The 13,100-nt window shown below is 69.3% G+C and carries 13 protein-coding genes; 3 read left to right on the top strand and 10 right to left on the bottom strand.

All coding sequences use genetic code 11. The annotated features are described in order from the left end of the window. Positions 1 to 111 precede the first annotated feature (111 nt). Complete coding sequence (locus ACYVIO_RS38025) at positions 112 to 426, top strand: hypothetical protein (RefSeq protein ID WP_460655851.1); 315 nt, start codon at positions 112 to 114, stop codon at positions 424 to 426. 105 nt (positions 427 to 531) lie between these two features. On the opposite strand, the gene ACYVIO_RS38020 is transcribed toward ACYVIO_RS38025, so the two are convergent. The 10 genes from ACYVIO_RS38020 to ACYVIO_RS37975 all read right to left on the bottom strand — a co-directional run bounded on the left by ACYVIO_RS38020 (position 532) and on the right by ACYVIO_RS37975 (position 8,261). Then, positions 532 to 1,125, bottom strand: coding sequence for a hypothetical protein (locus ACYVIO_RS38020; RefSeq protein ID WP_460655850.1), 594 nt, complete (start codon positions 1,123 to 1,125; stop codon positions 532 to 534). Between the two features lie 44 nt (positions 1,126 to 1,169). Then, positions 1,170 to 1,397, bottom strand: coding sequence for a hypothetical protein (locus ACYVIO_RS38015; RefSeq protein WP_460655849.1), 228 nt, complete (start codon positions 1,395 to 1,397; stop codon positions 1,170 to 1,172). Between the two features lie 175 nt (positions 1,398 to 1,572). Continuing rightward, positions 1,573 to 2,040, bottom strand: a complete 468-nt coding sequence (locus ACYVIO_RS38010; RefSeq protein ID WP_460655848.1) for a hypothetical protein — start codon at positions 2,038 to 2,040, stop codon at positions 1,573 to 1,575. 3 nt (positions 2,041 to 2,043) lie between these two features. Further along, entirely contained in the window at positions 2,044 to 2,511 is a 468-nt protein-coding gene (locus ACYVIO_RS38005) for a hypothetical protein (protein ID WP_460655847.1), read from the bottom strand. Beyond that, complete coding sequence (locus ACYVIO_RS38000) at positions 2,511 to 3,824, bottom strand: hypothetical protein (protein WP_460655846.1); 1,314 nt, start codon at positions 3,822 to 3,824, stop codon at positions 2,511 to 2,513. Before ACYVIO_RS38000 ends, ACYVIO_RS38005 begins: the two co-directional genes overlap by 1 nt. A gap of 9 nt (positions 3,825 to 3,833) precedes the next feature. Continuing rightward, positions 3,834 to 4,094, bottom strand: a complete 261-nt coding sequence (locus ACYVIO_RS37995) for a hypothetical protein (RefSeq protein WP_012922179.1) — start codon at positions 4,092 to 4,094, stop codon at positions 3,834 to 3,836. A 16-nt stretch (positions 4,095 to 4,110) separates the two neighbouring features. After that, positions 4,111 to 4,788, bottom strand: a complete 678-nt coding sequence (locus tag ACYVIO_RS37990; protein WP_460655845.1) for a hypothetical protein — start codon at positions 4,786 to 4,788, stop codon at positions 4,111 to 4,113. Continuing rightward, positions 4,785 to 7,535: an FtsK/SpoIIIE domain-containing protein gene (locus tag ACYVIO_RS37985; protein ID WP_460655844.1), complete on the bottom strand. Its 2,751-nt coding sequence runs from the start codon at positions 7,533 to 7,535 to the stop codon at positions 4,785 to 4,787. The genes ACYVIO_RS37990 and ACYVIO_RS37985 overlap by 4 nt, the downstream gene beginning before the upstream one ends. Positions 7,536 to 7,660: 125 nt before the next feature. Beyond that, on the bottom strand, positions 7,661 to 8,056 hold the full coding sequence (locus ACYVIO_RS37980; RefSeq protein ID WP_460655843.1) for a VOC family protein: 396 nt from the start codon (positions 8,054 to 8,056) through the stop codon (positions 7,661 to 7,663). Between the two features lie 7 nt (positions 8,057 to 8,063). Further along, on the bottom strand, positions 8,064 to 8,261 hold the full coding sequence (locus tag ACYVIO_RS37975) for a hypothetical protein (RefSeq protein ID WP_460655842.1): 198 nt from the start codon (positions 8,259 to 8,261) through the stop codon (positions 8,064 to 8,066). A gap of 222 nt (positions 8,262 to 8,483) precedes the next feature. On the opposite strand from ACYVIO_RS37975, the gene ACYVIO_RS37970 reads away from it, so the two are divergent. Together ACYVIO_RS37970 and ACYVIO_RS37965 are read left to right on the top strand one after the other, a co-directional pair. Beyond that, positions 8,484 to 11,579, top strand: coding sequence for a PD-(D/E)XK nuclease family protein (locus ACYVIO_RS37970; RefSeq protein WP_460655841.1), 3,096 nt, complete (start codon positions 8,484 to 8,486; stop codon positions 11,577 to 11,579). 81 nt (positions 11,580 to 11,660) lie between these two features. Further along, positions 11,661 to 13,100 (top strand): UvrD-helicase domain-containing protein (locus tag ACYVIO_RS37965; RefSeq protein ID WP_460655840.1); only part of this gene is annotated, 1,440 nt, incomplete at its 3' end.

Here is a 13,100-nt window from a genome sequence, read left to right as displayed (position 1 = left end):
AGCAGATCGTTGCCTGCCGCCAGCAGTGAGTCATCAGGGGGCGCGGAGCCTTGCGGACCGCCAGGGGGCGGCGCACTGTCAGCAGAAGAGGCCTATTCCAAGGGGGATGACATGACTGGCTTCGTGCAGTTCATCGAGTACCGCACGTCCCGGCAGGACGAGATCGCCGCGCTGATGAGCGACTTCCGCCAGAAGCGGCAGGCCACCGGCGACGGTCCGAGCCCGGCCAGGGCGATGACGTGCGCCGACCGCGACGAAGAGGGCCGGTACTGCGCGGTCATCGAGTTCGCGTCGTACGAGGAGGCGATGGAGAACTCCAGCCGGGACGACACCGGCGAGTTCGCGGCCACCCTGACCGGCCTGTGCGACGGGCCGCCGACCTTCCGCAACTTCGACCAGCTGGAAACGGAGGAGTACAAGCCCTGACGCTACGAGCGGGCCGGCACCGGAGGGAGTTTCGGTGCGCGGCCCGCTCGGGGGAAGGACCGGGTCCGCGGCGCCGGACCCGGTCGTGGTCATGTGGTGCTGTGGTCAGAGCAGATCGGTGAACCCGGTACGACGTCGCGCCGGACCGGCTTGGTTGTCCATGAACTCCGAGAACGGCTCCTTGGCGTGCCCGCTCGGAAACACGGGCCCCGACGACCCGTGCTCCGCCGGGAAGATCGGCCTGGTCGCGCGCTGCCCGGGAACCATTGCAGAGCCCGTCGACCCGCCTGAGCCGTGCGCGGTCGACCCATCTGAGCGATCCGCGGCGCCCGTCGTACCGGCTGAGCCGACCGCGGTCGACCCACCTGAGCGATCCGCAGCGCCCGTCGTACCAGCTGAGCCGTTCGCGTCGTCTGACCTGGTCAAACTCGGCCCCGGCCCTTCGTCCTCGGACTCCGGCGCCTGGTGCAACTCCGGCCACGGCTGCGGCGGCAGATCTTCCCGCCGCGCGATCGCCGGGTCCGGACCGGGATCAGGGTCGAGCCATTCGACTTCCGTCGCCCCGCTGTGCCCGTGGATCGCGATCACCGAGTCGATCCCGTCCCACACGGTGGTCGTCGGGTAGTCCCCGTACCACCGCAGCGCGACCGCCCCGTCGGTGAACTGGACCCCCTCCGCGACGGGCCCGGTCCCACTCACCCCGGACACGTCCTCGTGCCGCATCAATCGAAACCGGCGTGATCTCATTTCGGCGCGACCTCCCACAACCGTTCCCCCGGCAACGGCCGCCCGGTCCCCGGATCAGCCGCCGACACCGGTTCGGTGGTCACCCGGAGCCCCGCGAACCGCCGCGACATCGCCGCCGCGTACCGATCCGCCAGCTCCGCCTCGGCGCAGTAGTCCGCCACGACATGGTCCCCGAACCAGACCCGCACCCGCCGCCGTTGCGGCCCCGCATGATCGCCGCCCATCAGTGCACCCGACGCAAAACCAGGAGGCGAGATCCGCCCCATGACCTACCCACCAGCGACATCGACAACTCGCACATCACGTCATCACTTCCACTTCCCTGTGGGGATGGGTTCACAGATAGTGACGGCCCCCCAGAAGCTTCATGACGCGACTTCCCAAAACTTTTCCGGCGACTCACTCCCCCGCCAGCACCACCCAAGGCCCCCACGGCTCCACCTCAGGCGGATCGAGCCACACCCGCTCCCCGAAATAGTGCGTACCCACCCCCGGCCGGCTGGCAGCCACCAGAATCTCCATGTTGTGCGCCAGCAAGGCGGGTACGTCAGGCATCTCCCGCACCAACACCTCGAACGCCAGCCGAGCCTCCTCGGCCTGCTTCTCCTTCACCTGTCGGCTCTGCACATCCACCAGGACCGGGTAAAGATCCATCGCCTGCACTTCCCCAGGCTCGGGGTAGTAGTCGTTCGCCTCGATGAACACCCCCATCCACCCATCGAACGTCCGACCGCGCCCCTTGTACTGCAACTCCCCGGTTCCAGGGATCACGCCCATGTACTCCAGCCCCAGCGCCTCTGCCACCCGCCGAGCCACCACCTCGACCGGCGCATCAGAAGCCAGAAAGATCTCGTCGCCGGCGGCCACTCGTCACCTCACAACCCACGGCTCCCACACGGCCAGATCAGGCCCGTCAGGCGTCGTACCCGCATCGAAGTACTTGATCCCGGCCCCCGGCAGGTACGCCGCGACCAGCAACGCCAGGTTGTGGCACAGCAACACCGGCAGATCCGGCCGCGCCGCCACCACCTTCTCGAACGCCGCCTTCGACTCTGCCCGCAGCACCTCTTCGTCCTTGCCGAAGTACTGAACATCGATCTCCACCGGATACCCGTCGAGCGCCTGCACGTCCTCAGGCGCTGGGTCTGCCTCGATGTAACCGTTCCGCCGCACGAGAAAGCCCACCCAACCGTCGTCCACACTCACCGCCCGACCCCGGAACCCGATCTCGCCCGGTGCCTCGCTCACCTCCTCGAGTCCGAGCGCTGCCCGCAACCACCCGGCGACCTCGACGATCGGCTCGTCCGACCCGATGAACAAGCTGCCGTTGTCGGACATCAGCTCTCCCTCTCGTAAGTGACCAACCGTCCGTCGCCAAGGATCACGTGGACGACTGGAGCAACAGTTCTACCGTCCTGAGCGCAGGCACGGCGGAAAGCGCGCAGAGCCGCGTCGTACCCGAGGTCGACCATCCGCCCGTCGATTACCACCTCGCCGACCCCCTTGACCTGGTCGGTGGCTCTCTCGATGCTCCGCTTGATCGCGTTCGGCGCCGCACTGTCGAGCCGCTTGAACTCCGTGACCCGCCCCCGGTCGCTCCCGTCCCGGCGGACCATCGCGTCCGGGTTCTTGAGCCCGTGCTCTTTGTGGTTATCAAGCCGCGCATCGACCCGCCATCCTTCGATCACCAGTCGGTCGGCGATCGCCTGCTCCTTTGCGTCGAACTTGTCATGCGCGTCGTGTACTGACGGTGCGAAGTCGACCCCGAAAGCCCGAGGCTCGAACGCCGGGTCGAACTCCGTGTCCCCCACCTCGACCTCGAGCTCCGGCACCTCGACCACCCCCGGCGCATCCCCCGCCTCGAACGCAGGCAGCTCCACATCAACCACCGGTACGACGACCTCAGCCGGCTCCTCGCCGTACTCGAAAACAGCTGTCACCCGATCCACCGCGATCACCAGCTCGGCGCGCTCCCACACCTGCTCCCCCGAAGCCGCCATCGCCTCCAACAGCTCCCGCGCCGCATCCCCAAGATCCACAGCGATCTCGTACGCCGGCTCCTCCCGCTCCTCATCCTCCTCATCAGAAGATGCAGCAGCCTTCCCAGCAGCCCGGAGCTCCCCCTTCGGATCAACCACGAGCTCGACCTCGAGCTCCTCGTCCAACTCCGACTGATCCCGCTCCTCGGCGTCCTTCTCCTGCTTCTTCCGCAGCTCCTCAAAAGCCTGCCGCGCCACGCGAATCAGAGGCGCCTCAACAGCCTCCGGATCCGCCTCAGGCTTGAACCGGGCCTCCAACCGCCGAGTCCGCCCCCGCGAATCCCGCTCGGCAACCCCACCGGTCGCCTTGTTCCGATCCGCCGACCCGGCATCAGGCCGATTCGAAGACCGCCCCTCACCCACCAACCGCTCAGCCCAGGCCTTCGCCTTGGGCGGCGCCATCGACAAGTAGTGCGCAGCAGCCTCACAAGCCCGAGCAGCCGCATCCAACTGCTGCGCCGCAACGGTCGCCCGCCCCTGCGACGCCACGATCGCGAGTGCCGCGTTCTCCCGGCACCGGTCGGCCGTCCGCTGCAGGTGCAGTACCACCTGCGGCACCTCGTCCAGGCACTCGACCAGTCCCCGAGCCACCCGCTGCAGATCAGACGGCACGCGCAGGGCCTAGATCTGGTCCGCGTAGCTCTTGCAGCCGGCCGATGCGATCTCCAGCGCCTCAGCGGCCTGCTCGACCGCCTTGCCGGCCGCGTCCAGGATCTCCGAGATGTCCCGGTCCACTCCTGTCGCCGTACCGGCGATCAGGCTCTCCACCTGCGCGCTGTGCTGCGTGAACCGCAGCTTGAACCCGGCCAGCCCACCAGCTGCCTGCTTGGCCTCCGCAGATACCTGGTGCAGCTGTTCCTTGAGCCGCTGTACGTCCGACACGTCTACTGCCTCTTCCCTAGGAGTTGCGCTTCTTCGGCAGCACGATCGCCGTCCCCGACACCACTACCGGTACGCCGATCGCGAGCCACCAGGGCAGCCCGGCGGCCATCAGTACGACGACCAGCACGGCACCACCCCAGCCCCACCAGCGCGCTCCGGGCAGCCGGGGCAGGCCCAGCACCCGGGACGCGGCCAGCATCGTCACCGCCGCGATCGCGGCCGCTTCGACGCCGGCAAGGAACGACTGCGCCACCCACACGATGAGCAGGGCGGCCACTGTCAGGGCGGCGCTGATCGTACGGCGCTTCCGCCGCTCCTGCTCGGCCAGGGCCTCCGCCCGGACCGCCTCCAGCTGGTCCACGGTCTCCGCGAGCTGCTTGGTGATCCGGGCGGCGACCACCTCGATGTCCGCGATCGCCCTGATCTCCGGCAACGGCACAGCCGTCCGCTTGCCGTCCGGAGGCAGTCCGGCCCGCTGCAGGCTCACCGCGGCCTTCTCGGCCAGGCCGTTGAGCCGGACCTCCAGCTTGTGCCCCCGCTCGGCCATCGCGTTGGCCTCAGCCATTGCGGACGCCTCCGCCTGGGTCTTGGCCGCCGTACGCCGGTCCTGCTCCTGCTGCGCGTCCGCACGGGCTCCAGCGACCCGGCGCAGCTCCCGGGCGTACTCGGCCCACTCCTGCTCTTCGGTCTTCATCGCCGCACCAGCTCCAGGTACCGGTCGACCTCGTCGACGCGCAGCGGCGCGTACGGTACGACGACCTGCGCCTCCGGGTGCAGCCCGTCCCACAGCAGGCTGCGGTGCGGCTCCGAAGCCCAGCGCACCAGCGGACCGGCCACCGCGCGCACCCCCTCCTGCGGGTGCCGCAGGAACAGGTGGGTCGCCACGTTGGCCCGCCCGTACCCCAGCTGCTCGGTGCAGACGTGCAGCCGGTTCCACCAGCCGAACGTGACCAGCCCCTGCGTCGGCCCGTCGCGCACGATCTCCTGCAGCGCGTTCGCCGGGCTCTCGAAGAACCCCTCGGCGTGCGTCTGCATCTTCGGCACGGCGTGCAACCCGAAGCCCAGCAGGTACGTCGTACCGCCGACCCGTCCCTCCTTGACCGCGTCCCGCAGCGCGAACAGCTTCGGCGCGACGTCCCCGTGCTTGTCGACCGTCTCCACCTCGCAGCCGAGCGACCGCAGCACCTGGATCAGCGCGCCCTTGCCCTCAGCAACTGCCGGGGCCGAATCCGTCCCGTCCAGGAACACGAACCGCGGCGGTACGGCGGCAGCAGCCGCAGTGGACACTGCCAGCCCTGTCAGCACGCCCAGCGCATCAGTAGGCCCGTCACCCAGCACCAGTACGCCGGCACCCGGCTCCGGCTGCACCTCGATGGCTACCGGCTCCTCAGTCACCGCGATCGGCAAGCCCATCCAGGGCCGGCCGAGCTCAGCCTTCACAGCAGCCGCGGTGTCGGTCAGCCGCGCCGGCTCGGCCAGGTGGAAGACCCGCGGCGCCCTCGTCGTACCGGACCGTCTCCACAGCTCGTGCCGCAGGTCGTCCAGCAGCGGCTTGTCGGCGAAGCTGACCAGCACGTGCTGGTTGTCGTCCGGCGAGCCGAAGTTCGCGTTGAGCACCGCCTCACCACGGAACTGCAGCTCGGCGGCCGCTGTGTTGCCCGTCCGCAGGATCGCCTGGGAGTCGGCTGGTGTCGTCTTCAGCGCGATCCGGTACGGCACCTGGCCGAAGATCGAGTCACGCCGCGTCGACAGCCGCTTGACCCCCTCGATCGTCTGCGTGGCCAGTACGACGTGGACGCCGTACGCACGGCCGAGCCGCACCAGCCGCTCCAGCAACCGCGCCGCCTCGTCGGCCAGCTCGTCGTCGTCCTCCAGCAGCACCTGGAACTCGTCCAGCACCGCCAGGATCCGCGGGGGCCGGTCCGGCCCGGGAGACAGCTCGGCGATGTCCGCGACGTTGCCGTGCGCCTTGAAGATCTCGCTGCGCCGAGCCAGTTCGTCGGACAGGTGCCGCAGTACGGCGAGCCCGAACGCCCTGTCGCTGTGGATGCCGAGCACCCGGACGTGCGGCAGCCAGTGCTCGCGCTCAGCGGCCGGTCCGAGCGCCGAGAACTCCACACCGTGCTTGAAGTCGAGCAGGTACATCTCCAGGTCGTCCGGCGCGTACCTGGCGGCCAGACCGTGGATCATCACCAGCAACAGGTTCGACTTGCCCTGGCCGACCGCACCGCCCACCAGGACGTGCGGCAGCGCCGGGTTGCCGCTCCGCAGCCGGATCAGCGCGGGCGTGCGGTCGTCGTACCCGATGACTGTGCTCAGCTCGTCCTTGACCGGGTTCCACCAGGTCAGACGGTCCGGCAGCGTCCGCTCGAAATCGATCGTCGGCAGCACGGCGATCTCCGCCAGCTCGGCCACGACGTCACAGATGCCGGTGGCAACGTTCGCCTCGAACGGCGGGTCCAGCTTGGCCGGTACGTTCGAGAGCTGGGACACCTCGACCTTGCCGTTCGTCACCGACACCGGCGTCAGCAGGTCGAGCAGCTGCCGCGCGTCTACGTCGGACTCCGACGCCATCGCCGGGTCGTGGTGGACCAGGAAGCAGATGCCTCGCTCGCCACCGGTCGCGGCGAGCCGCAGCAGGTCGCGCTGGGCGAGCGTGTCGATGCCGGCCGGGTAGTCGAACAGCACGATCAGCCGGTACGGATCGGTGACCCGCCCGGTCTCCCGGATCAGCTCCTCGAACCGTTTGTGGCCCAGCTGCGCCTGCCTGCTCGCTCGTAGCGACGACACGTCGACCAGGCTGGACAGCACCGAGTGCAGCTGCTCGGCCGTGTGTGTTGCCCTAGGCACCAATTGCGGGTACTTCGTGGTCAGGTGGCCGAGCAGCCCCATCATCCCGGTCAGCCGCGGGTCGAACGAGTCGATCCGCAACCGGAACGGCTCCGCCGCCGCGATCAGCCGCAGCGCCGTGCTCTGCAGCAGCTGGCGTGCCGACTCGGGCCGGTCAGCGGTGACCCGCCAGCCGTTCGTCCGCAGCAGCGGCGCGACCACCGGCGTACCGGCGTCCAGCTCACCGACGCGCACGTACGACGGGATGCCGGCGCCGACGAGCTGGCGGGAGCGCCAGCGCGCGTCGTTCGGAGGGATGGAAGCGAGTCCGGGAGCGAGCCGGTCGGCCAGCAGTCGCGCGTTGGGCTCAGCGGTCGCCAGCGCCTCCGCGGTCGCTGCCTCGACCAGTCCGCTGGACTCACGCCGCGCGATCGCTGTCTGCTCCTGAAGCTGACGGTGCAGCTGTACGGCGCGCTGATGCTCGCCACGGGTCAGCTGGTGGGCATTGTCGAGCAGTTGCGCCAGTGCGTGTTGCAGACCGCGGATCCGGGCTTCCAGCACCTCCGGAGAAACCGGTCCGGGCGTCGTTCCCCCGTCAGGCGCCTCCGTCACGAGCACCGTCCTTCCACCTTCGCCCCGCGACCTTCACTGCCGCGGTCAACCATGTCACACCAACAGTCCCCGGTGTCACTCCAGGCATCACGAGTCTCACCTGCCGACCTCCCCCGTCCGCCGCCTCAGAGCGGCGCGACGATCTCGAGCTCGTAGCCGTCGCCGTTGTGCAGGAACGCGGCGTAATGCCGCGGCCCTCCGGCGTACGGGTGACGGTCGGCGAACATCAGTGTCCACCCCTGGTCGGAGGCCTCGGCAACAATCGCGTCGACCTCGGCCCGGCTTCCCGCGTTCAGCGCGAGATGGTTCATCCCCGGCCGCAGCCGGTCGTGCTCGGTGGCGCTCAGCGCAGGGCTCTGCTCGACCACCACGTAGCTGCCGTCGGAGGCGGTCCAGATCTGCCCACCGGGCCAGCTGTCGCCGTCCTTCCAGCCCAGCCGGCCGAGGATCCAGCCCCAGCTCTCGACGGCACGGGACAGGTCCGGGACCCAGATCTCGACGTGGTGCAGCGCGGCGGCCATCGGAGCATTATCTGTGCTCGTCGAGACGGTTCGACACCGCCATCGAAACCACACCCGACACGAGCAGCCAAACCGCCGACGCGACCAGCCAGGGCCACCACTCCTGACCGCCCGCGGCCGTCGCCACGGCCTTCCCGAACAGCCCACCGGCAGGCGCGAAGACGAGCACCAGCAGTGCCCGCGCCACGGTGGTCTCCTTGGTCATACTTCATTGTCGGAGCCGATCGCCGCCCCCGCAGCGACACGGCGCGCCTTCGCCTTTCCCAGCGGCGTTTTCCCGCAGTTCCTGCGGTGGTTCCGGGCCGGTTCCTCAAGAGTTCCTGATGAATGCCGGTTCAGGTCATGGGTTCGCCGCCGCGGCCGCGGAAGGATTGTCCGTGGCAGGGTTTAGCGTCTTTCACGACAAGGCACCAGGATCGGGGGCACAGTGAGCGGGACCCGGATCGAGACGTCGGCGTACGGCGCGGCAGCGCTGGAGCGGCTGGCCGAGGTCGTCGCGCGGCTGAAGGCCGACGACCCGATGAAGCCCGTCACGCTGCTGCTGCCGGACAACCTGACCGGTGTCGTGGCGCGCCGATTCCTCGCCTCCAAAGGCATCGCGGCGCTGTACCTGGCGACGTTGCCACGTCTGGCCGAGCAGCTGGCGGCCGGGCTGCTGGCACCTCGACGGCCGGCCACTCGACCCATCGTCGCGGCGACCTGGCGGACCGCGCTGTCCAAAGCGCCAGGCGTGTTCGAGGAGGTCGCCGACCACCCGTCCACCATCCAAGCGCTTGCTGCAGCGCACCGGGAGCTGCGCGACCTCAGCGATCCCGCGTTGGAGAAGGTGTCCGCCGCGTCCGGGCTCGGTCCCTCGCTGATCCGTCTGCACCGCACGGTCTGCGACGAACTCGGCAGCGACTGGTACGACGAAACCGACCTGCTCAGGGCCGCCGCCTCTCGCGCCGAGGCCGAGCCGGCCGTCGTCGCCGAGCTCGGCTCCCTGGTGCTGTACCTGCCACAGGAGCTGAGCCAGGCCGAGGCATCGTTCGTCGCCTCGCTCGGGATCGCGGCCGCCGATCTGACCGTCATCGTTGGCCTGACCGACGTACGCCGTGCCGATCGTGCCGTACGCCGGTCGCTGGAACGCATCGGGATCGACCTGCCACCGTCGATCTCGAAGAACTACCCGGTCGCGACCGAGGTGCTGAACTCGTCGGACGCCGATGACGAGATCCGCTGCGTCGTCAGGGATCTCGTGACGGTGCTGGAGAAGACACCCGCGCATCGCGTCGCCGTCCTGTACGCCGCCGCGTCGCCGTACGCACGACTCCTGCACGAACACCTCGCCGCTGCCAAGATCACCGCGAACGGTCCGGGTACCCGCCCGGTGCACGAACGAGCCCTGGCACGGACGCTGCTCGAGGTCCTCGCGCTGGTCGATCGCGACCTGCCCCGGGCCGACCTGTTCCGCGCCCTGGCCAACGCCCCGACCCGCGACTTCACCGGCGAGCGGATCCCGGTGCCGCAGTGGGAGCGCCTGTCGCGAGTGGCCGGCGTCGTGCGCGGCGACGACTGGGAGGTGCGACTCGGTTCGTACGCTGAGGCCGAACGGCGGACAGCCGAGCAGGAGCAGCTCGCCGACGATCCTCGCCCCGCGGTGATCCGCCGCGCGCAGTACAACGCCTCCAACGCCCTCCGCATGCACACCTTTGCCGTCGAGCTGCGACGCAGGCTGGGCGCCGCCGCGGTGATGGAGAGCTGGTCGCAACTGTCCGAGGTCGTGCTCCGGTTGTTCCACGACCTGCTCGGCGACTACGCGACTCTGCCCGTCGAGGAGCAGTACGCCGCGGTCGCCGTCGAGGGATCGCTGCGCGGGCTGTCGACACTCGACGAGCTCGGCACACCGGCCAGTCTGAGTGTGCTGCGCGACGTCCTCGATCTGGAGCTGCAGCAGTCCCTGCCTCGGATCGGAACGTTCGGCACCGGCGTACTGGTGGCTCCGCTGTCCGCCGCCGTCGGCCTCTCGGTCGACGTGATCTTTGTGGTCGGCCTTGCGGAAGACCTCTATCCAGGTCGCCTGCACGAGGACGCCCTTCTCCCGCACCGAGTACGTGAGGCAGCCGCCCCCGAGCTGGCGTCAGCGCGGGATCGGCTCGACGAGAAGCAGCGGCATCTTCTCGCCGCGTTCTCGGCCGGATCGTCGCGGGTCGTGGCGTCCTTCCCCCGCGGCGACCTCCGCCGTTCGAGCCGCCGCTTGCCGACCCGTTGGTTGCTCGGCACATTGCGAGACTTGAGCGGTGACCACGCTCTGGCCGCGACGTTGTGGGACCAGACGTCGTACGGCGGCCGCCTGCTGACCTCCGCGTCGTACGCGGGCTCGTTGACCACGGCAAGGATGCCGGCCACCGAGCAGGACTGGCAGGTCCGCGCGGCGACCGCGGGGCTGGCCTTGTCGGACAGCGTCGTCGACCGGGCCCGGTTGTTGCTGCGGGCCCGTTCCGCCGACGAGTTCACCCGCTTCGACGGCAACCTGTCCGGCGTCGACGGCCTGCCGGACTACGCGCTCGAGGAACGGATCGCGTCCCCGACCTCGCTGGAGTCGTACGCGACCTGCCCGCACGCGTACTTCGTCGAACGCCTTCTCCAGGTCGAGCCGCTGGAGGCCCCCGAGGATCTGCTGGTGATCTCGCCGGTCCAGATCGGCAACCTGATCCACAACAGCCTGGACGCCTTTGTCAGCCGGCTCGCCGGTTCTCTCCCGGGATACGGCGAGCCCTGGACCGCCGAGCAGCGATCGCTGCTGCTGACGATCGGAGCTGACTTCGCCGCTCGCTTCGAGGCCGAAGGCCTGACCGGCCATCCGCGCCTGTGGCAACGCGAGCGACTGCGCATCCTGGGCGACCTGCTGGTCCTGCTCGAGGACGACGATCGCTGGCGCGCCGCGCACGACGCGTCGGTCGTCGCCAGTGAGCTGCGCTTCGGCCTCGACGGCGAGCCGCCGGTGGAGATCCCCGTGCCGTCCGGACGGGTGCTGCTGCGTGGTTCGGCCGACAAGGTCGACCTCGGCAAGGACGGCACGATCTACGTCACCGATGTGAAGACCGGCGGCTTCTCCCGCTACGAAGCGATCGAGTCCGACCCGGTCGCCGCCGGCACGAAGCTGCAGCTCCCGGTCTACGCGTACGCCGCCCGTGCCCGCCTGGGCGAGGAGTCGACGCCCGTCGAAGCGTCGTACTGGTTCGTCCGCAAGGGAGGCCGACGCATCCCGGTGCCGCTGACTCCCGAGGTCGCCGACCGCTACGTGCACGCCCTCGACGTCATCGTCTCGTCGATCGCCGCCGGCTACTTCCCCGCGAAGGCACCCGAGATCCCGGACTTCCTCTGGGTGCAGTGCCCGTACTGCAATCCCGACGACATCGGCCACAGCGAAGTCCGAGCCCGCTACGACCGCAAACGCTTCGACCCAACCTTGGAACGCCTGGTCCGCCTGATCGACCCCGGCGCCCTGCCCGCCTTCGAAGAGGTGAGCCTCAATGACTGAGCCCTTCACCGCATCCAGCTCGCGCCCACCGTTCGCGCTCTTCGCCTCGGCCGAGACCGGCGCATACAGAGGTGAGGTTCGATGACTGAACTGCTCGACGCGGAGGCCCGCGAGCAGATTCGGACCGCCACCGACACGACTCTGTTCGTCGAGGCCGGCGCCGGCTCCGGCAAGACCCACGCGCTGATCGACCGGGTCACGACCCTGGTCCTGCGCGACGGCGTACCGCTGCGCACCATCGCAGCGGTCACCTTCACCGAGAAGGCCGGCGCCGAACTCCGCGACCGCCTCCGCGTCGAGTTCGAGAAGTCCCGCAAAGGACCCGACCGCCCACGCGCCGACGAAGCCCTCGACGACCTCGACTCCGCGTCGATCGGCACCCTGCACTCCTTCGCCCAGCAGATCCTCCTCGCCCACCCGATCGAGGCCGGCCTGCCACCACTGATCGACGTCCTCGACGAAGTCGGCTCCTCCGTCGCCTTCGAGGAACGCTGGTCCGAGCTCCAGCAACAACTGCTCGACGACGACACCATCGCCGAGCCCCTCCTGCTCGCGATGGCAGTCGGCGTAGAGCTCAAGCACCTCCGCTCCCTCGCCCGCCTGTTCGGCAACGACTGGGACCTGATCGGCGAACGCGTCCTGGTCGACCCACCCGAGCTGGTCGCGATGCCTGACCTCACCGGCCTGATCGCCGCAGCCGCCCAGATCGGCGCCGCCGCCACCGACTGCCGAGCCGACGACGACCGCCTCCTCCCGAAGATCCACCGCATCCGCGACCTGGGCCTGATGCTCGCCGCCGCGACTGACGCCGAGACCCAGCTCGCGATCCTGCAGAACCTCCGCACCCTGAAGGTCGGCAGGATCGGCCGCAAGGAGAACTGGCCCGACATCACCCGCAACCGCGCCGACTGCACCGAGGTCGTCGTAGTCGCCGGCTCCCTGGTCGAACTCCTCCTGGACTCTTGCCTAAGGCACCTTTCCCACTGGATCGCCGAACGAGTCCTCGAGTCCGCCGAACACCGCCGATCCGAAGGCCGCCTCGAGTTCCACGACCTCCTCGTCCTCTCCCGCAACCTGCTGCGCCGCGAGCCCGCAGTCCGCTCCGCCCTCCAGGACCGCTACCAACGCCTGCTCCTCGACGAGTTCCAAGACACCGACCCCATCCAGATAGAACTAGCCGTCCGCATCGCCGCCGGCGCCTCCGCCGACGCCGAAGACTGGCGAGACATAGAAATCCCCGACGGCTCCCTCTTCGTCGTCGGCGACCCCAAGCAATCCATCTACCGCTTCCGCCGAGCCAACATCGCCACCTACCTGACGGCGCAGTCCCTCCTCGGCGAAACCGTCACCCTCACCACCAACTTCCGCACCCTCCCACCAGTCCTCACCTGGATCAACACCGTCTTCACCACCCTCATCACCCCCGCCCCAGAAGCCCAACCCACCTACCACCCCCTAACCCCCCACCGCCTATCCCCCGCCACCCGCACCGCCCCAGCCCAGACCACCCACACCCCGCCT

Source organism: Kribbella endophytica (assembly GCF_054781295.1).
This window is presented reverse-complemented; position numbering and strand designations above follow the sequence as displayed.

Coding starts and splice junctions, on each gene's coding strand:
- ACYVIO_RS37980 (WP_460655843.1), bottom strand. CDS start 8,056: ATGGCCGCCGCGCTGCACCACGTCGAGATCTGGGTCCCGGACCTGTCC.
- ACYVIO_RS37975 (WP_460655842.1), bottom strand. CDS start 8,261: ATGACCAAGGAGACCACCGTGGCGCGGGCACTGCTGGTGCTCGTCTTC.
- ACYVIO_RS38015 (WP_460655849.1), bottom strand. CDS start 1,397: ATGGGCGGCGATCATGCGGGGCCGCAACGGCGGCGGGTGCGGGTCTGG.
- ACYVIO_RS38005 (WP_460655847.1), bottom strand. CDS start 2,511: ATGTCCGACAACGGCAGCTTGTTCATCGGGTCGGACGAGCCGATCGTC.
- ACYVIO_RS38025 (WP_460655851.1), top strand. CDS start 112: ATGACTGGCTTCGTGCAGTTCATCGAGTACCGCACGTCCCGGCAGGAC.
- ACYVIO_RS37990 (WP_460655845.1), bottom strand. CDS start 4,788: ATGAAGACCGAAGAGCAGGAGTGGGCCGAGTACGCCCGGGAGCTGCGC.